This is a genomic window from Pantoea sp. EEL5 (assembly GCF_049892805.1).
In the GTDB taxonomy this organism is placed as follows: domain Bacteria; phylum Pseudomonadota; class Gammaproteobacteria; order Enterobacterales; family Enterobacteriaceae; genus Pantoea; species Pantoea ananatis.
Genome location: NZ_JBNDNJ010000010.1, coordinates 51,152 through 70,401, shown reverse-complemented (window position 1 = coordinate 70,401; position 19,250 = coordinate 51,152). Strand labels below are relative to the sequence as shown.

Annotated in this window: 16 protein-coding genes and 1 pseudogene; 6 read left to right on the top strand and 11 right to left on the bottom strand. The window is 50.4% G+C overall.

From position 1 onward, the window contains the following. The first annotated feature begins 31 nt into the window (after positions 1 to 31). A complete protein-coding gene (locus tag ACPXSQ_RS22410; protein WP_022623545.1) occupies positions 32 to 1,384 on the top strand; it encodes an MFS transporter in 1,353 nt (450 codons plus the stop codon). A gap of 122 nt (positions 1,385 to 1,506) precedes the next feature. Here ACPXSQ_RS22410 and ACPXSQ_RS22405 read toward each other — a convergent pair whose 3' ends face one another. The 3 genes and pseudogenes from ACPXSQ_RS22405 to licT form a co-directional block, all read right to left on the bottom strand. After that, positions 1,507 to 2,847: an MFS transporter gene (locus tag ACPXSQ_RS22405; protein WP_013026827.1), complete on the bottom strand. Its 1,341-nt coding sequence runs from the start codon at positions 2,845 to 2,847 to the stop codon at positions 1,507 to 1,509. A gap of 491 nt (positions 2,848 to 3,338) precedes the next feature. Next, positions 3,339 to 3,479 (bottom strand): annotated as a pseudogene (locus ACPXSQ_RS22400) (PTS transporter subunit EIIB); the annotation flags it as partial. Between the two features lie 90 nt (positions 3,480 to 3,569). Beyond that, on the bottom strand, positions 3,570 to 4,403 hold the full coding sequence (licT, locus tag ACPXSQ_RS22395) for a BglG family transcription antiterminator LicT (protein WP_426144412.1): 834 nt from the start codon (positions 4,401 to 4,403) through the stop codon (positions 3,570 to 3,572). Positions 4,404 to 5,030: 627 nt separating this feature from the next. Here licT and ACPXSQ_RS22390 point away from each other — a divergent pair. Continuing rightward, complete coding sequence (locus ACPXSQ_RS22390) at positions 5,031 to 5,699, top strand: ATP-dependent Clp protease proteolytic subunit (RefSeq protein WP_426144411.1); 669 nt, start codon at positions 5,031 to 5,033, stop codon at positions 5,697 to 5,699. A gap of 193 nt (positions 5,700 to 5,892) precedes the next feature. On the opposite strand, the gene ACPXSQ_RS22385 is transcribed toward ACPXSQ_RS22390, so the two are convergent. Then, a complete protein-coding gene (locus ACPXSQ_RS22385) occupies positions 5,893 to 6,906 on the bottom strand; it encodes a zinc-dependent alcohol dehydrogenase family protein (protein ID WP_105077896.1) in 1,014 nt (337 codons plus the stop codon). A 102-nt stretch (positions 6,907 to 7,008) separates the two neighbouring features. Between ACPXSQ_RS22385 and ACPXSQ_RS22380 the strand changes: the two genes are divergently transcribed. Continuing rightward, positions 7,009 to 7,407 carry a winged helix-turn-helix transcriptional regulator gene (locus ACPXSQ_RS22380; protein ID WP_042676877.1) on the top strand — a complete coding sequence of 133 codons (399 nt, stop codon included), beginning with the start codon at positions 7,009 to 7,011 and terminating at the stop codon, positions 7,405 to 7,407. A gap of 187 nt (positions 7,408 to 7,594) precedes the next feature. Here ACPXSQ_RS22380 and ACPXSQ_RS22375 read toward each other — a convergent pair whose 3' ends face one another. Beyond that, positions 7,595 to 8,701 (bottom strand): right-handed parallel beta-helix repeat-containing protein, encoded by a 1,107-nt coding sequence (locus tag ACPXSQ_RS22375; protein WP_230957766.1) that lies wholly within the window; start codon positions 8,699 to 8,701, stop codon positions 7,595 to 7,597. Positions 8,702 to 8,784: 83 nt separating this feature from the next. Further along, positions 8,785 to 9,384: an NAD(P)H oxidoreductase gene (locus ACPXSQ_RS22370; RefSeq protein ID WP_015699675.1), complete on the bottom strand. Its 600-nt coding sequence runs from the start codon at positions 9,382 to 9,384 to the stop codon at positions 8,785 to 8,787. Positions 9,385 to 9,481: 97 nt separating this feature from the next. Between ACPXSQ_RS22370 and ACPXSQ_RS22365 the strand changes: the two genes are divergently transcribed. Further along, complete coding sequence (locus ACPXSQ_RS22365) at positions 9,482 to 10,387, top strand: LysR family transcriptional regulator (protein WP_014605223.1); 906 nt, start codon at positions 9,482 to 9,484, stop codon at positions 10,385 to 10,387. Here ACPXSQ_RS22365 and ACPXSQ_RS22360 read toward each other — a convergent pair. The 5 genes from ACPXSQ_RS22360 to ACPXSQ_RS22340 form a co-directional block, all read right to left on the bottom strand. Then, the gene (locus ACPXSQ_RS22360) at positions 10,377 to 12,260 is read right to left on the bottom strand and encodes a sigma-54-dependent Fis family transcriptional regulator (protein WP_024471345.1); all 1,884 of its coding nucleotides are present in this window, start codon (positions 12,258 to 12,260) and stop codon (positions 10,377 to 10,379) included. The genes ACPXSQ_RS22365 and ACPXSQ_RS22360 overlap by 11 nt on opposite strands. Before the next feature lie 142 nt (positions 12,261 to 12,402). Continuing rightward, positions 12,403 to 13,566: a metallo-dependent hydrolase gene (locus ACPXSQ_RS22355; protein WP_019106125.1), complete on the bottom strand. Its 1,164-nt coding sequence runs from the start codon at positions 13,564 to 13,566 to the stop codon at positions 12,403 to 12,405. A 13-nt stretch (positions 13,567 to 13,579) separates the two neighbouring features. Continuing rightward, positions 13,580 to 14,974 (bottom strand): DASS family sodium-coupled anion symporter, encoded by a 1,395-nt coding sequence (locus ACPXSQ_RS22350; protein ID WP_024471346.1) that lies wholly within the window; start codon positions 14,972 to 14,974, stop codon positions 13,580 to 13,582. 75 nt (positions 14,975 to 15,049) lie between these two features. After that, positions 15,050 to 15,748 carry an RraA family protein gene (locus ACPXSQ_RS22345; RefSeq protein WP_014605219.1) on the bottom strand — a complete coding sequence of 233 codons (699 nt, stop codon included), beginning with the start codon at positions 15,746 to 15,748 and terminating at the stop codon, positions 15,050 to 15,052. A 1-nt stretch (position 15,749) separates the two neighbouring features. Next, the gene (locus tag ACPXSQ_RS22340; protein WP_014594384.1) at positions 15,750 to 16,709 is read right to left on the bottom strand and encodes a hydroxyacid dehydrogenase; all 960 of its coding nucleotides are present in this window, start codon (positions 16,707 to 16,709) and stop codon (positions 15,750 to 15,752) included. Positions 16,710 to 17,530: 821 nt separating this feature from the next. On the opposite strand from ACPXSQ_RS22340, the gene ompC reads away from it, so the two are divergent. Together ompC and ACPXSQ_RS22330 are read left to right on the top strand one after the other, a co-directional pair. Then, positions 17,531 to 18,634, top strand: coding sequence for a porin OmpC (gene ompC / locus ACPXSQ_RS22335; protein ID WP_013026835.1), 1,104 nt, complete (start codon positions 17,531 to 17,533; stop codon positions 18,632 to 18,634). A gap of 85 nt (positions 18,635 to 18,719) precedes the next feature. Beyond that, the gene (locus ACPXSQ_RS22330) at positions 18,720 to 19,148 is read left to right on the top strand and encodes a GFA family protein (protein WP_426144410.1); all 429 of its coding nucleotides are present in this window, start codon (positions 18,720 to 18,722) and stop codon (positions 19,146 to 19,148) included. Positions 19,149 to 19,250 lie beyond the last annotated feature (102 nt).

Here is a 19,250-nt window from a genome sequence, read left to right as displayed (position 1 = left end):
ACTGCGTTTTCTGAACGCAGCGGAGGCAACCATGAATCTGCATTCTGTAAGCACTGGCTCACCTGTTGAGCCAGCAGCCGTGTCTGCATCCCATGAAGACATGAATCAAACTGATTTTGAACAAAGCGAACGGGCGGCGGCTAAAGCGTTCCGCCGTATCCTGCCTTTTATTTTCATCTGCTACGTGGTCAGTTATCTGGATCGCACCAATGTCAGCTTCGCCGCACTGGGCATGAACGCCGATCTGGGCATTACGGCTGAGCAGTTCGGGTTTGGTGCCGGGATGTTTTTCATCGGCTATTTTCTGTTTGAGGTGCCCAGTAACCTGATTATGCAAAAAGTGGGGGCTCGTATCTGGATCGCCCGCATCATGATCTCATGGGGCATCATCTCCATGGCGACCGCCTTCGTTACCGGGCCGGTCAGCTTTGCCTTTGCCCGTTTTTGCCTGGGCGTGGCTGAAGCAGGCTTTACACCGGGTATTTATCTGTTCTTCACCTACTGGTTTCCCGGAAGCTGGCGCGCAAAAATCACGGCGGCATTTTTAGTCGGCATCCCCGTGGCCAATATCATCGGCGCGCCCTTATCCGGCATGTTGATGCAAATCACCGGGCATGAACACATTCGTAACTGGCAATGGTTGCTGCTGCTGGAAGGGTTTCCGGCCGTTATCCTCGGCGTCCTGTGCCTGTTCTTCCTCAACGATCGCCCGGCAAAGGCCAACTGGCTGAGCGAGGCGGAAAAAACGTTGCTGAGCCGACGACTGGCAAACGAGCAGCAGCAAATTGAAAGGGCGCACGGTGCCAGCCTGCGTGACGCGCTGCGCAATCCCCTGCTTTACCTGCTGGCTTTCATTAATTTTTGCGGCATTGTCGGTTCTATCGGCGTGGGCCTGTGGATGCCGCAGATCATCAAGCAGATTGGCGTGAGCCATACCGCCACGGGTTTTCTGACCGCGCTACCTTATATTTGTGGTGCCTTCAGCATGCTGTTCTGGGCGCAGCGGGCCAATGCCTCCGGCCACCGCATTCGCTGGATCAGCGCTGCGCTGGTTATCGCCGCCATCGCGCTGGCCTGCAGCGCCGTCGTGAATGAGCCGGTGGTGAAGATGCTTGCGCTCTGTTTTACCGTCAGCGGCATTCTGGCTTTTCAGGCGTCATTCTGGGCACTGCCTTCGGGTTTTCTCACAGGAAGCGCGGCCGCAGGCGGATTAGCCATGATTGTTTCTGTCGGCAATCTGGGGGGATTTGTCGGGCCTTCGCTTATTGGCTATGTGCGTCAGACAAGCGGGGGTTTTATGTGGGCGCTGCTGGCAGTTTCCGCCGTGTTGCTGATTGGCGCGTTTACCGTAGCGTTAATCAAAGATCCTTACCGCAAAGCATAGTCATCCCCTCCCCTGAGGCGCTCCGGCGCCTTTACCTTTTCCTGTTAAGCCTTATTCCGCCATGTCATCGGCTACAAAAAAAGCGCCCGCAGGCGCTTTACTGGTTTTTCAGGTTGAACCCACTATTTGCTTGCCGGTGACAGGCTCTGATCAACCTCGATTTTTGCGGCGCTTTTGCGGCCCATGATCAGCACCGCGATACCGCCCGCCGCGCAGAGTACCGCCAGTGGCACCATCGCCAGCGCATGGCTGCCAGTTTGCTCATTGATAATGCCGTAGACGTTGACCATCAGGCCACCACCAATCAAATTCGCCATTGCGCCGATAGCCGCTAAGCCCGCCGCTGCGGTGGTAGAAGACATCCAGCCGGACGCCAGCGCCCAGAACGGGCCTTTCATGGAATAAGCACCAATCAGAACCAGCGACAGAATCACCACGCTTCCCGCCAGCGACTGCGTAAGGAAGGCAGAGAGCAGCCCACCCGCGATCAGGAAAAGCGTTAACGCGGTATGCCAGCGGCGTTCGCCCGTGCGGTCAGAGCTACGTCCCCAGACAATCATCAACACCGACGCCAGGCCATAAGGAATCGCGTTGACCAGCCCGGTGGTGAAGTTGTCGAGTCCAAACGACTTAAGCAACTGCGGCGACCAGACGCTCAATGTAGAACCGGCAGCCGAAGCCCCTGCGTAAATCAGCGCCATCACCCAGATATGTTTGTGACGCAGGAGCTGCCACAACGAAATATGCCCAATCACTTTACGTTTTGCGTTCTCTTCAGCCAGCGTGGTGCTGAGCCAGTTGCGCTGATCTTCGGTTAACCAGGTCGCATTTTCAGGGCGATTGCTTAACAGGAAAAAGGCGGCGACGCCTAAAAGCACGGCTGGAATGCCTTCTAAAATAAACAGCCAGTGCCAGCCGCGTAACCCGAACCAGCCATCCAGCGAGAGTATTGCGCCCGAGATCGGTGAACCAATGAAGTTTGCCGCCGGAATGGCCACCATAAACGTCGCGATGACGCGGGCGCGGTACTTACCGGGGATCCAGTAGGTCAAATACAGGATAACGCCGGGAAAAAACCCCGCCTCGGCAGCACCCAGCAAGAAGCGCAGGAAATAGAGCATTTCAGCGCTTGAAACAAAGGCGGTGCAGACGGACACGATGCCCCACGTCACCATAATGCGAGATATCCAAATCTTTGCGCCAATCTTTTGCATCGCTAAGTTGCTGGGCACTTCGAACAGAAAATAGCCGACAAAAAATAGACTGCTTGCCAGACCAAATACCGCTTTGGACAGGCCGAGATCCTCGTTCATTTGCAACGCCGCCATCCCGATGTTGCCGCGGTCAATGATAGCGATCAGATAGCAGACGATCAGGAAGGGGAGAATCCGTCTTATCACGCGTTTTACGGTCTGCTGTTCGATATCGGAGGTTAATGCGCCATTCGGCATCTTGTCAGACATGGTGTTCCTCGCAGAATTGTCATGGTTTTACGCCTGGATATATCTCTTGTTTTACTCTGTAAAACCGTGGTGTACAAAGTACACTCATTATCTAGTCAAACTTTTTCCGCCGCAGGTAAATGTTATGAGGTTGTGTTATTTGTCACAAAAAGGTATCAGCATAAGCGGCGATATGTGACGCTGGAGGAGTTTTTACGCTTTTAAACGGGAGCGATGTTGGGGAAATGCGACAGTCAAAATATCAGCAGAGACCGGCAAGGCTGGCGTTAGGCAGAGTCGCCTGATGGATGATGTGGCAGCGTCGGCTGCCGACGAGACAGAGGCCAGCCGCAAAATGGCAGGCAAGCTGAGGCAACAGAATCGCGCAGCCTCAAGCCGCCTGAGGGACGTTATGCTGTTAAGGACGGGCTGTTAACGATGCGCCTTTGGATGCGATCACGTCCTGATACCAGAAGAAGCTTTTCTTGCGACTGCGTGCCAGGGTGCCTGCCCCGGAAGCGAAGACGCGTGGCACAATGCACCAGACTGACGATGTTCTCTTTGCCGCCGACGTGGCTGAGAATATCTCTGGCCAACGGTTGATATTTCATGTTGCTGTCCTCAGAGCGATGCCGGTGGCATCCGTTAAAAATAAAAAAACCTGAGAACGGCCCCCTTGTGTGTCATGGGCCGCGCTCAGGTTTTGCCTGCGCAATGCAGTTACAATCCTGTGTTAATCAGGCTTAATGCGCCTCTTTTCTTACCCGTTCGATATGAATGGCAAGAAACACAATCTCTTCTGTTGTCAGCTCACGCTGATAGTTTTGCTGTAGATACTGTGAAACCTTTTCAGCGCATTTCCAGGCTTTCGCATAGTTGTCTTTTACTGCCGAATGCAGTGAAACATCATCATCTTCCACCACGGTGCGCGTTAACATGCGCTGCGCAAAAAACTTCAGATGCGTCACAAAACGCTGATAGCTGAGCGATTCCTCCTGATACTCCAGCCTCAGTTGATATTTCACCAACTGCAGGATTTCCTGCATAACCCGGGTGACGTGCATCACTTCAGGCATTTCACTGTTAAGTTGCGCCGTGACCAGGTGCAACGCGATAAAACCCGCCTCGTCCTCGTCCAACTCGGTTTGAAGGCGACGGGCAATGATTTGCCTGGCCTCCTGCCCTAGCGCAAACTCTTTGGGATAAAGACGTTTGATATCCCACAGCAGCACATTTTTTATCGCCAGCCCTTTCTTCTGCCGCTCAATCGCAAAGTAGCAGTGATCGGTCAGGGTGATGTACAAACTTTCCTGCAATTTTCCCAGACATTCTGTTGCCCGTTCGATAATGCGATCGCAGGTCGTCATGACCTCCAGCGGGATCTGGTTGAGCAGTTCCCCCAGGCGGTGAACCAGCTCATCGTTTTGCAACGTAAACACCTTTTCGACGCGCTGTTTATCCAGTTCTTCACCGACCCGTTTCTGAAAGGCCAGCCCCCGGCCCATAACAACCTGCTCACGGCCGTGCTCATCCAGAACAACCACCACATTGTTATTAACTATTTTGGCGATTTTCATCAGAACCCCAGAAACAAAAAAACCCGACTTCCGGCACAGGCCAGGAAATCAGGTTTTGCCTGCCGCAGCAGTAACAATTTAAAAAAGGCATCTTATCAGTTTCATTTTGCGCCTCAATACACCGCCACTAAAAACGTGATGTCGCGCGAAGGTCTCTTCATGTTTTCACTGCACGCGAGCGCAGACAGGCGAAAATACACCCAGGATAAGGCGCGAATCGATGACCTGACCGACACTGACAGCGTTTTGTGTTGAGAGCGCCTTCAGTGCACGCGTCGAACGTGCCTGGTCAACGCATTCACGGTCATCCGGCAATCACCCGACAGCTGGATTATCCTCCATGCGCCGCCATTTGCTTTCAGGTGACAGCACTCCGTTCAGAGGCGCAGGTGTTCACTGATAACAGGTTTCGCGATATCCAAAACGGTGTTAAGCATCAGGTATTCCGAGATTCACGCTATTACTATCGCGAGGAAAAAAATTCGCACCCTAACGATTAAAAATGCCTGATAAATAATAATGTGAAATATATTAAAGGGTAACAAAGCCCTGCAAATAACCAATCGGCATTGCATAAAATCCCTGTGGCTGATAAGAAATGAAAAAAAATGGAGGGATGATTCAACAATGAAATATAACGCTTTGATAGCGGCCCTGTTTATTACGATCAGTGCACCCTCTTTGGCTGCTATCAACAGAGTCGTTGACGGCAAACGCCCGCCAAATACGGTTAAATCCGTAAAGGTGTTTTTTACCGGCGTGGTCACGCTTAATAAGGTGATGTCGCTTTCATCCGTGCTCGACGAGATCGGCCAGAATTATAAATCAGCCACGCAGGTGCTGCTCTATATCAGCAGCCCCGGTGGTGACATTGATGCCGGGAAAATTGGTTATCAGATCGTTAAAAACTCCCCCATTCCCGTTACGACCGTGAACGCCTCCTCCGTCGAGTCCTCGGCGACGATGATCTACTGCGGCGCACAAAAGAGGCAGGTTATGGGTGACAGCATTTTCTTATTGCATGCGCCAACCGTTGGAAACGCGCCGCGTAGCAATGTCAGTGAAAATATGCTGGACGAGAAAACCGAATTTACCAGCAGATACCGGAACATGATAAAAACGATTTATCAGTCCTGCACCCACCTCACTGACGAGCAGATTGAAAAGATCACCTACAGTGAAGATAACCATAAGCTGCTGGACAACAAGCAGGCATTAGCCACGGGCATCGCCACAGGCGAAATGACCGATTTTCAGCCTGCTGATGCCGCGTATTATATTCATGATAATGACTAAAGGATGATGAAGAGGGGCAGAGCCTGCAAGTCAGACGAGGTTCGAGCCGTTGGATGATAACACCGCTCACTTACCCGTGCTGTGCAGGGGGTTTTGTTGAAAAGGGTGCACAGCGTATGCACCCTTTTTTGACCGACGACAAGCAGGTTTTCGCCTCTTATGACAAGGCTTACATGCCCACTTTATCTATCTGTCACCACTCAACACAGATTTTGCCCAGATGCGAGCCGCTCTGCTGCCAGGCGAAGGCCTCGGCAATATCGTCATATTTAAACGTCCGGTCAATAACCGGCTTCTGGTTCATGCTTTCCAGCGCCTTCACGTAGTCAATCTGGTCCTGACGACTGGCAACGATCACGCCTTTAATGGTGACCTGCTTCGCCAGAACAGACAGAATGGAGAGCGTTGCTTCATCGCCGGAAATGATACCGATTTGGGTGATGTGCCCACCGATTTTGACCGCTTTCAGTGACTCGCCCAGCGTCGCCGGGCCGCCCACCTCAACAACATGATCCACGCCCACGCCGTTGGTCAGTGCGAGGACGCTATCGCCCCAGTTCGGAGTGGTGCGGTAGTTGATGGTTTCATCGGCACCCAACGCTTTAACGTGCTTAAGCTTTTCATCTGATGAGGATGTGGCGATCACTTTCGCGCCCATCGCTTTGGCGATCTGCAGGGCGGCCATGGACACGCCGCCCGTTCCCTGCACCAGCACCGTGTCGTTGGCCTGCAGTTTGCCTTCAGTGATCAGGGCGCGCCAGGCTGTCAGGCCAGACGTGGTGATCGTGGCCGACTCGGTGTGCGTCCAGCCTTGCGGGGCATGGGTAAAGGCATTCTCCGAACGCACGACATACTCACTGGCCATGCCATCAATGCCGTCGCCCGGCGTATGGGCAAAGCCTCCCACTTCTGCGGAAGGTTTGCCGGACAGCCAGACGGGAAAGAAGGTTGACACAACGCTGTCGCCCACGCGGAAATCCTTAACGCCTTCGCCAACGGCTTCTACCACGCCTGCGCCATCAGACAGCAGGATGCGGCCATCTTCGGTTGGAAACTGCCCGGTAGCGACAATCAGATCGTGAAAATTCAGGGAGCCGGCTTTGATAGCGACCCGAATCTCACCTTTGCCCGGTTGGCCCGGATCGGCGATGTCCGACACATGGATATTGTTGAGTCCGCCTGGTGCTTTAAGGGTAAGTGCTTTCATGCTTTTCTCCGTTAAAAGAGGGATGTCTTAATCAGCAGTTGCTAAACATAGACCATATGTGCATTTTATTAAATACGGTCATTTAGGTGATATAGGTACATTTTGGATACTGTAAAAACCCCAGGATATGAAAATTACGATGCGGTGGCCTGCCCGGTTGAAGCCACGCTGGAACTGATTGGCGGCAAGGGTAAAGGGATGATTCTTTACCACCTGCAAAACGAAACGCTGCGGTTTAATGCGCTAAGAAGACGGCTGGGTGATATCACGCCGCGGGTACTCACGCGGCAACTTCGGGAACTGGAAAACGTCGGGTTAATTCATCGCGAAGTGTATGCTGAAGTTCCGCCGAAGGTGGAGTACAGCATGACCGAAGAAGGCGCTTCGCTTGCGCCCTTGCTTGGGCTGTTAAAGCAGTGGGGAGAGCAACACGCGCTGGCCTTATTAGGCAAAAAAAACCCCGCCGTTGTGCCGGAAACGTCCGAGGCTGAAGCACAATGAATGGCCGTGCGCGGTGCCCCCAAAACCTGTTATGACTGATCCTGGACAGGTTCCTCCGCAGGATATCATGGGGAGGAACCTGAAACGCCGGTGGTGAGGTTCAGTCGTTCAGTACGTTTCCATCTGCCACATCACAAGGTGGCCCGCAGCAACCGATGACCGGTTTTCTGTGCTGTCTCGCCATTACTTATTTCTCAAGCACAGAAGCAACCGACTCACAGTTCACCGGCATCCTGTGCTCTGCCACGGAGACAACACAAAATCCGGCCGCATCTTTGCTGTAATGTGCCGCCACACTGAAACGATTGTGGCGTTTAATCTCCTCAACCGGCGGGATTGAGCCAGGCACACCACCTACTGCGGTTTGCAAGCCTACTGTCCAGGGCTGGGTAAACAGATTGTCGTTAACGCTAACCGGCCCGTCGGTCGGTACACCTCGAATATAAACACTGCCTCGGTTTGACGTCCCGTAGCGGCCATAATCAAACAGATTATTGTTTATGATGATGTTTTTCCCGCCGTGGCCCTGCGCGCCCTTGTGCATATCAAACTGATGGTAAGCGCCCCGTGCTCCGCCATTGAGCACAAGGTTGTTATAAGCGTGATAGCCCTCACCGTCATCGCCTTTTCCGGCAATAGCATGACGATTAGCGTTAAAGGTATTGCAGTAGATATCGGCCTGGGCATGGCCATTTTGTACCACCACACCGTAGCCCAGTTGGGTACGGATATTATCGTGGATAACGTTGTGATGAATTTTATTGTCGACGGACGTTTTTACGCTAATCCCGGCCCACGGCCAGTGATAAATCTCATTGTTGTCGATATCAATATGATCGGTGCCAGGTAAAAACTGGATGCCAATCGTTTTATTCGGCGTGTCCGGTTGTCCAGAGGGGCCTTCAATACGCAGCCCGGTTATCCTTGCTTTAGCCTCAACAACATACACAGGATATTGATTAAGTCCGTCATTGAGCCATGGCGTTTGTAATAAAGCGCCCCGACTGCCTTTTTCACCACGATTGCTAAAAAGCGTCTGCCCGGCTTTAATGCGCAATGCCTGTGGCTGATTCGGCACCGTGATGGTGACATCACCCGGAACATAGATGAAGGGATGATTGCTGTCGACAGCCTGTTTCAACGCATCGAAAGTGCGGACAGTAACATAGTGGGCGACGTTATCCGACGTAAGACGATCCTGATACTGCGCCCCACCTCCAATGACATCGCAACTGCCCACCGCGCTAATGGCAGAGCCGGATATCAGTAACAGGCCCGCTATGGCTATTTTCATTTTGGTCATCTCCTGTCGACGCCCGATACAGGCCAGGCTGTCATGTACGCCGTTTTGCAGGGCAGCGATCGCCCTGCCATGCTTTATTCAATGGTGCTGTCTACGACCGCCTGCGCTTGTGCAAACAGTTGCTCATAATGCGAGTGGCTGTCATCAATCGTCTCCTCAACACCCAAGGTGTTATAGAGGAAATGAACCTCCACGTCACCGATCGCCAGATAGCCCGTAACGCCCATCATGTAATCCGTGATGTTTTTCTCCCAGCCATATTTAATAAAGGTTTGCTGAGAACCGCCGACCAGCGCCAGCCAGCGTACTTTTTTATCTTTTAACGCGCTGTTTTCACCGTAGGCCAGACCATAGTTCCATACGCGTTCCAGATAGCCTTTGAGCATGGCGGGATAGCTGTACCACCACAGTGGAAAGACAAAAATGATCGCATCACGATCGTCAAGCTCACTGAACAGACGATGCACCTCCGGTGAGTAGCGCTTAGCCGGATTTTGCCACTCGGGTTCGTCCTCTTCCCGCATCGCCGGATCAAAGCCACTGCGGTAGAGATCCAGCGTCTTAACATGTGCGCCCCGCTGCTCCGCTCGATGGCGCAGGCTTTCCACCATCTGTGCGGTGAGTGAATCGGCTCGGGGATGTGACCAGACGATATACAGGTTTGTTGATTTCATCTTTCACCTCATCTTGTGTTGAGGCATTCACATTACGCTCGCCACATTAGTGTGTGAAACGTATGATTTGAGATGGGTTAATGAGAGATTTTCACTAATGAAACTGAACGTCTATGACTTTGCGACCTTTATCGCGGTTTCACGGCACAAAAGTTTTCGCGCGGCCGGTGACGAGCTTGGCCTGTCGCCCTCGGCGGTCAGCCACGCAATAAAGCAACTTGAGCAGCGGCTGAAAATCCGGCTGTTCAATCGCACAACGCGTAGCGTTGCCCTGACAGAAGCCGGAGCAAATCTGTATGAGCGTTTGCGCCCGGCCTTTGATGAAATCAATGTGATACTTGATGAGGCTAACTGTTTTCGTCAGACGCCCATGGGCTCGCTAAAAATTAACTCATCGCGTCTTGCCTCGCGCATGGTGTTAATCCCACTGGTGGCAACATTCAGTCGGCTTTATCCGGATATCCGTGTGGAAATCACAACGGAAGACCGGCTGGTCGATATTGTTAAAGAGGGATTTGACGCGGGTATTCGCCTCAGCAGCAGGCTTGAAAAAGATATGATCGCGCTTCCCGTCGGGCCCAAAATCAGGTTGGTTGTGGTGGCAACCCCGGACTATTTCGCCCGCCATGCACCGCCTGAACACCCACGTGACATCATGAATCATCAGTGCGTGATGTTCCGTCACGGCAGCGGTCGCATTTATCAATGGGAATTCAGCGGCCCGGAAGGCAGGCTTGAGATACTTCCGGCCGGTAATATCCTGCTGGACGATATGGACGCTCAACGTGATGCCGTGCTGTGCGGTGCCGGACTGGGCTACCTCTATCACGAACAGGTAAAAGATGAGCTGGCAGCTGGCCGTCTGGTTCCGGTACTGGAAGCGTGGTTACCAGAGCAGCCCAGCCTGCAGTTTTACTATCCTAATCGCCACTATATGTCATCGGCGTTAAGGGCATTTATTGACCACATCAAAGCCGCTTCGCCAGCCGCGGTTAGCCGTTAAGATCGTACTCTTTCAACTTACGCCACAGGGTGGTCGGGCTGATGCCAAGGATGGCTGCCGCCCTGACCTTATCCCCTTGAGTTTGGGTGATGATACGCGTGATGAGGTGTTTTTCCTGCTTTTTAAGCAAATGGGTTTCACTCTCCGCAGGCTCGCAAAGCAGGGATTGCTGGCTGGCAGAGCCAAAATCATCGGCAACCCGCACGGCCCTGAGCAGTTCGTCTTTGTCTACAACATCGCGATCGTGAAACACGGCCAGCCTGTAGATAACCGACTGTAATTCGCGGATGTTACCCGGCCAGCTGTGCCGCCTTAAGACATCCAGCGCATCCGGAGTAAACGCGATCTCTTTTCCCTGCTGATGCAGTAAATGCCGCGCCAGTAATTCAATATCCCCTTCGCGCTCAGCCAGTGCAGGTAGCCTGAGTTCCAGGATATTGATTCGGTAGTAAAGATCCTTGCGAAAAACGCCCGACTGAACCAAAACATGCAGATCTTTATTGCTGGCGGTAATCAGCCGAAAGTCTGCCGCAATGAGCGCCTCTCCCCCCAGACGGACAAACTGCTTTTCCTGCAGGACACGCAGTAATTTAACCTGCACATTGAGCGGCGCTTCGCTGATCTCATCAATAAAAACCGTTCCCTTCATCGCCATTTCGAACACGCCGGGCTTGCCACCTTTCCGCGCATGAGTAAATGCCCCCTCAGCATAGCCAAACAGCTCGCTTTCCAGGAGGTTTTCAGGAATAGCAGCACAGTTGATTGCGATAAAGGGGCCATGTTTTCGGATGCTGTGATGATGAATACTCTGCGCAAAGAGTTCTTTGCCGGTGCCGGTATCACCCAAAATATGAATGGGGGCATCATGACGCGCGCACAGCTTGGCTTTATCAATCGCGATGTTAATGCTGGCTGAATGACCAATAATGTCATCAAAAGCGTAGCGAGTATAAAAGCCTTGCTGTTTTATCTTTTTGTCTGCACTGTTTCGCCACTGGCTCTTCCCCTGAATAAACCCGGTAACGATGGAATAGCCATCCTGGCGCTTGGTGTAATGCTTTATTGAGGTACAGATAAAATCACCGTCGAGTTCTACGATCATTTCCTTTACGTCTGACTCATCGATAATTGAGCGATAAACCTCTTTGAAAGCGTCTTTGCGGTAAATTTTATCGCCAGCATGACACTGAAAAAGGGTTTTCCCTCGGTTGTTAATGCTCACCACCTCCCCCATTTGGTCAATGCACATAATGCCTTCACGAGACTGATTCATCGCGGAATAGCTCATATCCAACTTCAGACTTTCCTGATGGATATATTTCAGCAAACTGAAGGCCTCGTTGATGGCTTGCTCAATTGAATTATTATCCGTGTCCCCCATCACAACATTGAGGTCATATTTCTTCGCCATCTCTGCAACCGTAAGACCGCCTATAACGACTTTGTAGTTATTTTCTGCAAGATTTTTCACAACACTTTCGATGTCATAGTGATTATAGACCTGACAGATTTTTAAATTTTCATTGGTCATGTTTTGGTAATGCTTGAGCGCGTTACAAAATTGGGGAAAACCTACCGCAGCAATTTTTTGCGATTTATTTTTCGCCTGCTTAAGAATACGATAAATGCCATGAAAATCATGCGCTATCTCGATCACCGGAATGGTCACATTGCTGCGAAGAAGCGCGGCAGTCCCGCCACGACTAATAATGATTTTCGTTCCAGACCGAATCATTTCATTTGCTTTATCTAATACTTCTGAATAGCCCGTTTCGTACACTGGCAGTTCAAGCTGCTTTTCAATAAGAACATTTAAAATGCGTTGGGTGATGGTTTTTGAAACGGAGAAAATGACGATTTCATTAGACTTCATTGAAGATTCGCTTTTGTCGCTCGCTATTTCATCGAGTATAAGGATAACGATGAATGAGATATTGACAGGCGTCATTCCAGCTTGAGTAAAAAAGCCTTGTTATATTCAGGTCACAAGGCTTGAGAGGCGAGGTAGTTAAAAATTAGCCATGCAGGCGCCGATAGCAGATCTGACCATTACTGATCGTGACGCAGTTATCAATATAGCGTTCGCCTTGCAGTCTGGCTCCCTGAGTATCTTCGAAAACAATTTTTTCATTGCGCAGTTTTACCACCGAAATATCGGCAAATGCCTTCGGCTCCAGCGTACCTATCTGCCCTTGCATTTTCATGAGTCGTGCCGGCGTGCTCGTGACCGCCCTGATAACCTCAAACAAAGACATGCCCATATTGAGATATTTAGACATAACATGTAGCAGACTGTAGACCTTATCGGTACGCAGACTGTTGCGCTGCGTTAAGTCGGTGCTAATGATATCCGGGTAGAACCCCTGATCCATCGCGTTGCGGGCGACGTTAAAATCGAAATGCGCCACACCATTTGAACAGTCAAAGACTACGCCTCTTTGCTGTGCCGCCAGAACAGACGGGTACACCTCGCCCCGACCGTTGAGAATGGTATGGCCTGTGCCGTGGAAACAGTGCGCATAGATATCATCCGCGTTGAAATGCTGAATGAGCTCATTCGCCGGCAGAAAGGAATCGGTGACATGCACACAGAGTGACGTCTCCAGCTCACGCGCCAGCGCAACCGTGGTTAAAAACGGATCGCTGCTATACGACTTGCCTTTGGCAATATCCTGGCTGTAACGCAGTTTCAGCCCAAGAATATTCTCTTTATTTTCGCTTAATACCTGCCTGATTCGTGGCAGGTTATAGTTGGCCGGATTGGTGTTTTCGAGGTATCCCGTTGGCCCGCCACCCAGCGTAGACAAGCCAACATTGACCACATTAAGATAACTTTTTATCTTCACGGTAGCCGTATTAATCACGCTGTTACGGAACAACTTATAGTTTACCCAGCCACTACTGCCAGCATCGACAACGCTGGTTACGCCGTTGGGTAAACAAACCACATCCGGGTTAACGCCTATCGCCGTCCCGCCGTGGAAAACATGCGCATGAAAGTCGATCAATCCGGGGAGAACAAGGCAACCCGCTGCATCAATCACCGTTTCCGCCTCGGTGCTGTCAACGTTTTCAAGGTCAACAATACGGTTGCCGATGATGCCAATATCCCGCCTGAGGTAATCTTGTTTGTCACTGTCCACCGTCAGGCCATTTCTGATAAGCAAATCCAGTTTCATCTTTATCCTCCGGTTAAATACCTATCAATTTCCAGTAAGGGAGACCAATCAGGAAATAAACGATGACGTTAATCAGCACCATCATGGTGCCCAACAGCCAGAAGGTTTTTTGCGGCACGTAGCCACTGGAGAAGGTAAATACGCCAGCGCCGTTACCGTAATGCGTCAGAAGTGCGCCGTAACCCGCCGAGAATGCCAGAGATAAGGCAACATACATTGGTTCTGCCTGGGTGGTCATACCGAGGGTGAACAGCACGGGATAGAAGGAGACAACAAATGCGCTGTTGGACACAAAGAAGTAACGCACAGCAAGACTGATAAAGATCAGCACGCCGATTGCGCTAAATTCGCTGAGATGAGACAGGTCAAGGTAGTTTTTAATGACGCCGACCAGGAAGACGTAGAATCCCCCTTTTGACAGCGCAACGGCGCATCCGTAAAACGCACCGTACCAGACAAATGTCTGCCAGGCCGCTTTCTCGCTGACGACATGTTCCCAACTAAGGACTTTAAATAACAACAGACAGGCGAGAAAGGCAAATCCGACCGGGATAAAAGGAATACCGGTAATTGATCCCGTCATCCATCCCAAAACGCCCATGATGAAGAAGGCGATCAGCAGCCTCTCTTCACGTTTGACCGGCCCCAGTTCACGCAGCCCCTGCTCAGCAATCTCATTAACGTTATCGATCTTTTTCAGTTCTGGCGCATAGACTTTGTAAAGGAGCCATGGACACAGCAGCAGGATAAATCCGGCAGGAATGATGGCAGCCTTAAACCAGGTCATCCAGTCCAGATTAACCTTCATGATTTCGTTAGCCAGTGAAACAGTAATGGCGTTGGTTGCCATACCGGTTAAAAACAGGCTCGACGTCCCCATCGACACCACATACATCAGGATAGTGAGATAGGCGCCGATCCGGCGGCTACCCTCGTCTGGTTTCGAGCCCAGTGCCTCAGCTATATTTCTGAAAATGGGATAAACGATACCGCCAGAACGCGACATATTCGATCCGGTTGCCGGGGCCAGCACCGTATCCGTTACCATCATCAGATAACCCAGCGTCAGCGTATTTTTACCGTAGCGTTTTAACAGAACGTAAGCGATACGCTTACCGAGCCCGGTAATGACAAATGCCTTACATATAATAAAGGCACTGATAATAAACCAGACCATTGAGGTGCCGTAACCCGCGAAAAGAATATGCGGATCGATGAAGATCGATGCGATGCCCAAAATGATCAGCATAATAATCGCATCAGTGAAAGGCCGAAATACCAGTCCGCACAGCATCGCCAGATAAATGCCGACCATATGCCAGGTCGTGGCGGAAATCTCTTCAGGATTCGGTATTATCCAAAATAAAACCGGAAAGAATACGATCGGGAAAAGTTTTAAATAGAACATATTTTATTACCTTTGCTTTATCACCACGGAAGCATGGCTTCCGTGGCTTGAGCTAATCGATGTTAGCCAGGCAGACTAACGAAATACGTCGTCAATGAACTCAACGCGCTTCTCGTCCAGTGTTTTTCTGACCCAGGCACGGTTGGCGGTTCCGTTTTTGGCCGCCTCGACTTTGCTCGCGTCAAATTTTGAATAGGCTTTTGCTTTTTCAAGCAAGGCTTCCGCATCACCCAAGGGAACAACAATCACGCCATCCGCATCACCGACAATGAGATCGCCGGGCGATACCGCAACCCCGCCAACGGCAATCGGCGTATTGACCTCGCCGGGGCCTTCTTTAAACGGGCCAGCCGGGTTTGACCCCGTGGCAAACAGAGGAAAGTCCAGTACCGATAAGGCATCAATATCGCGGATGGGCCCATCCAGAACGATACCGGCGATTTTCTTGCAGTGATGGGCGTAAGCCACCATGATTTCGCCCATCAACGCCCGAGAACGGTCGCCTTCGTTGGATACCACGATGACGTCGTTTTCCGTGGCCATATCCAGTGCTGCGTGAAGCATCAGGTTGTCGCCAGCCCGGGCTTTAACGGTAATGGCATAACCCGCCATGACCGGTTTTTGTGGTGAAGAAATACGCTGAATACCGTTGCCCAGTACGGCAATACGATTCATGGTGTCCGCAATATTCGCAGCGGGCAGTTGCGCGTACGCTTTGAGTAATTCAGGGTTGCCTTCAGGACGTTTTAAATAAATACGATTGCCAATAGTCATCTTATTCTCCAAAGCCAGGAACGGGCCAGGTGGGTTTTTTACCAGACAAAACCTCATCGATACCGATTGCGGTATGCAGTGAAGCTCTGTCAGTGGCTTCTTTTGTAGCGGCACCAATATGCGGACCAATCACGACATTACTGAGTGAGAAAACAGGATCGTTCGGGTCGAAGGGTTCTTTCTTTAAGACGTCCAGACCGGCACCGGCGATAAGATGGTTAGCGAGCGCGTGATAAAGCGCTTTTTCATCCACAAGCTTGCCGCGTGCGGTATTAATGAAATATGCAGTGGGCTTCATCATGGCAAATTGCTTTTCGCCGACGAAATCCTGGGTTTCCGAGGTGGTTGGACAATGGAGAGAGACAAAGTCACTTTCCTGAAAAATGCGGTCAAAGTCCTCGGTACGCTCCACGCCTTCTGGCATTTCCGCCTGGGTTTTATAGGGATCGTAAGCAATGACTTTCATGTTGAAACCGTGCAGCGCTTTGAGTGCGACGCGCGAGCCAATATTACCGACGCCCACTAAGCCAAGCGTTTTGCCATCCAGTTCGACCTTTGGCGTGCGCAATTTAGCCCAGTAGTAATCCTCCAGCATTTTCTCTTCAACCAGCCTGAAGTTACGCGAGCAGTGCAACATGTAGAAAATAGCCAGTTCTGCTACGGACATGCTGTTAGCAACGGGCGCGTTCAGAACAACAACGCCATGACGTTTGGCCGACTCAAGGTCAACAGTGTCGTAGCCCGCGCCGTGCCGGGCGACGACTTTCAGTTTCTTTGCTGCCTCAAAAACGCGGTCAGACATTTTTGATAGCCGCACAATAATGCCGTCGCAGTCAGGAATATCACGAATAATGTCGTCTTCTTCCATACCTGAACCAGTAATCAGCTCATAACCGCGACTTTCTAAATAAGCGCGCCCTTCTGCCATTATTTCCTGAGGGAGCAAAATTTTATATGCCATGTAAACTTCTCCTGTGTTGAATACGCAGAATGTATTGCAGCGTGCGTGCCAACACCGAAAGAATAACAATCAAAAAATATAATCATTTGATTTTATGATATTTCATAGCCTCAATGTCCCAGACATGTGGTCGCATAAGAGTGATGATTATCACGCATAAAAAACGGGAGCTTTTCAAAAAGAAAAGAGAGATTGATTAACCATTTCATTCTGAAAGTGAAGATGTGAGGCAGTTAACGGTGAATGGATGTTGAGAAACTCAACAGTTTTGCTGAGGACGTAGATCCGGGAAGATAAACACGGTTAACAAATACTTGTGATAAACATATCCACTTTTTCAAACACCTCGTTCTTATTAAACACTATTTTAACAAAGCGCAAATAAACGCTGTACATTATTAATCCGTCTCTCAGGGTAAGATCTCACCTTCAGTGTCAATAAATGCAAAACCTTTAATTACGTAAAAACACTTCCCTCATCTTTATTCTTTTATTAATGAAGTTATAAAAACCAGAGAATGCCAGAAAAACAATTAACAAAAAAGTCATAATAAGAACAAAACAAATAACCCATAAAAAACAACGGAATATTAAAAGAATAGCAACAACGACAATATAAAAACAATAATATCAAGACAAACAAAAAACACATCAGACCTTCTATTTAGACGCAGATCATACAAACACAAATAAATCGAAATGGCAGGAAACTTATCATTGAATTCATACCGGATTGTCATTTAAAAATAGTGAGCCATTTAAGCGCGCCTCATCCATCAGTGGCTCTGGTTAATATAAAATAAAACTACAGGATTTCTCTCATGAAACTTAAATTAGTTGCAGTGGCAGTAACTACATTGTTAGCAGCAGGTGTAACAAATGCTGCAGAAATCTATAACAAAGACGGTAATAAATTAGATCTTTACGGTAAAATGCAGGGATTGCACTATTTCAGCAGTGATAAAGGTGAGCGTGGTGATAATTCATATGCTCGCCTCGGTGTAAAAGGGGAAACGCAGATCACCGACCAACTGACCGGGTTCGGTCAGTGGGAATACAACATGCAGGCGAACCGCGATGAAAAATCTGAGAGCCAGTCATGGACGCGCTTAGGCTTCGCGGGGCTCAAATACGGTGACTATGGTTCGTTTAACTACGGCCGTAACTACGGCGTGGTTTACGATGTTACCTCCTGGACCGACGTGTTGCCGGAGTTTGGCGGCGACACCTATGGCTCCGATAATTTTATGCAACAACGTGCCAATGGCCTGGCGACCTACCGTAATACCGACTTCTTTGGCCTGGTATCCGGACTTAACTTTGCCTTACAGTATCAAGGCAGAAACGGCGGTGCTGATGGTGAAGGCAACAGTGTGACGAATAATAACCGTAATGCTGCGAAGCAAAACGGCGACGGCTACGGTGCAGCAGTGACCTATGCCTCTCCTCTGGGCATCAATGCCGGTGTGGCCTATTCTCATTCCAAACGCACACTGGACCAGAACGGTCTGGCATTGGGTGAGGGTGATAATGCCGAAACGTATTCAGCCGCGCTGAAATACGATGCCAATGCCGTTTATCTGGCGGCACAATATACCCAAACCTACAATGCCACACGCGTTGGTAATGGCAACCCAGGTTTCGCCAACAAAGCACAGAATTTCGAAGTCGTTGCGCAGTATCAGTTCGACTTTGGTCTGCGCCCCAGCATCGCGTATCTGCAATCAAAAGGGAAAGATCTTGAAGGCTTTGGCGACCGGGATTTAGTGAAATATGTTGATTTAGGTGCGGCCTATTACTTCAACAAAAATATGTCAGCCATCATCGATTATAAAATCAACCTGCTGGATGAAACCGACTTCACTCAGGCAGCGGGCATTTCAACTGACAATATTCTGGCCGTCGGCCTGGTTTATCAATTCTAATTCCGACGCACTCGTGTTAAGCCAGCTCTCAGAGCTGGCTTTTTTATCACCCGCATATTTACCGCTCTGGGGTACAAGGATGGTTTTGACAACATTTATCGGGCGTTGCCTTTGTGGTGAGTGTCAGTTCGCCGTCGAGATCGATGAACTGAACGTGCATGCCTGTCATTGCACGTTGTGTCAAAAATGGTCAGGCGGGATTGCCATGTACATGGAAGCGGCCAATGCGCCAGCATTACTCAGGCAGTCAGCCTCGCCCTCATGTTTCACCTCGTCCTTACAGGGTAAACGCCATTTTTGCCCCGGCTGTGGTTCTCCAATGTGGTTGTTGTTGACTGACAGCCAACGGTATTTTATTCCCTGGACACAGCTTGACCTGACTGAAGATGTGCAGCGCCGTCTGGTGCTGGCCGCTGAAATCTACACCGAGACTCAGCCTGCCTTCTGGCGCCTTACAGGGCAATATGCCCGCTTTAGTGGCAAAGCGTTCGAAGCCAGAATGCCGCACCACTAATCGGTTTCCTCAGCCATCCCTCATGCACTGACGCCAGCGGCGCAGTCACGTCACGTCACGTCACAGCAGTAAAGATCATCACGCCATCTTAACGACCTAATA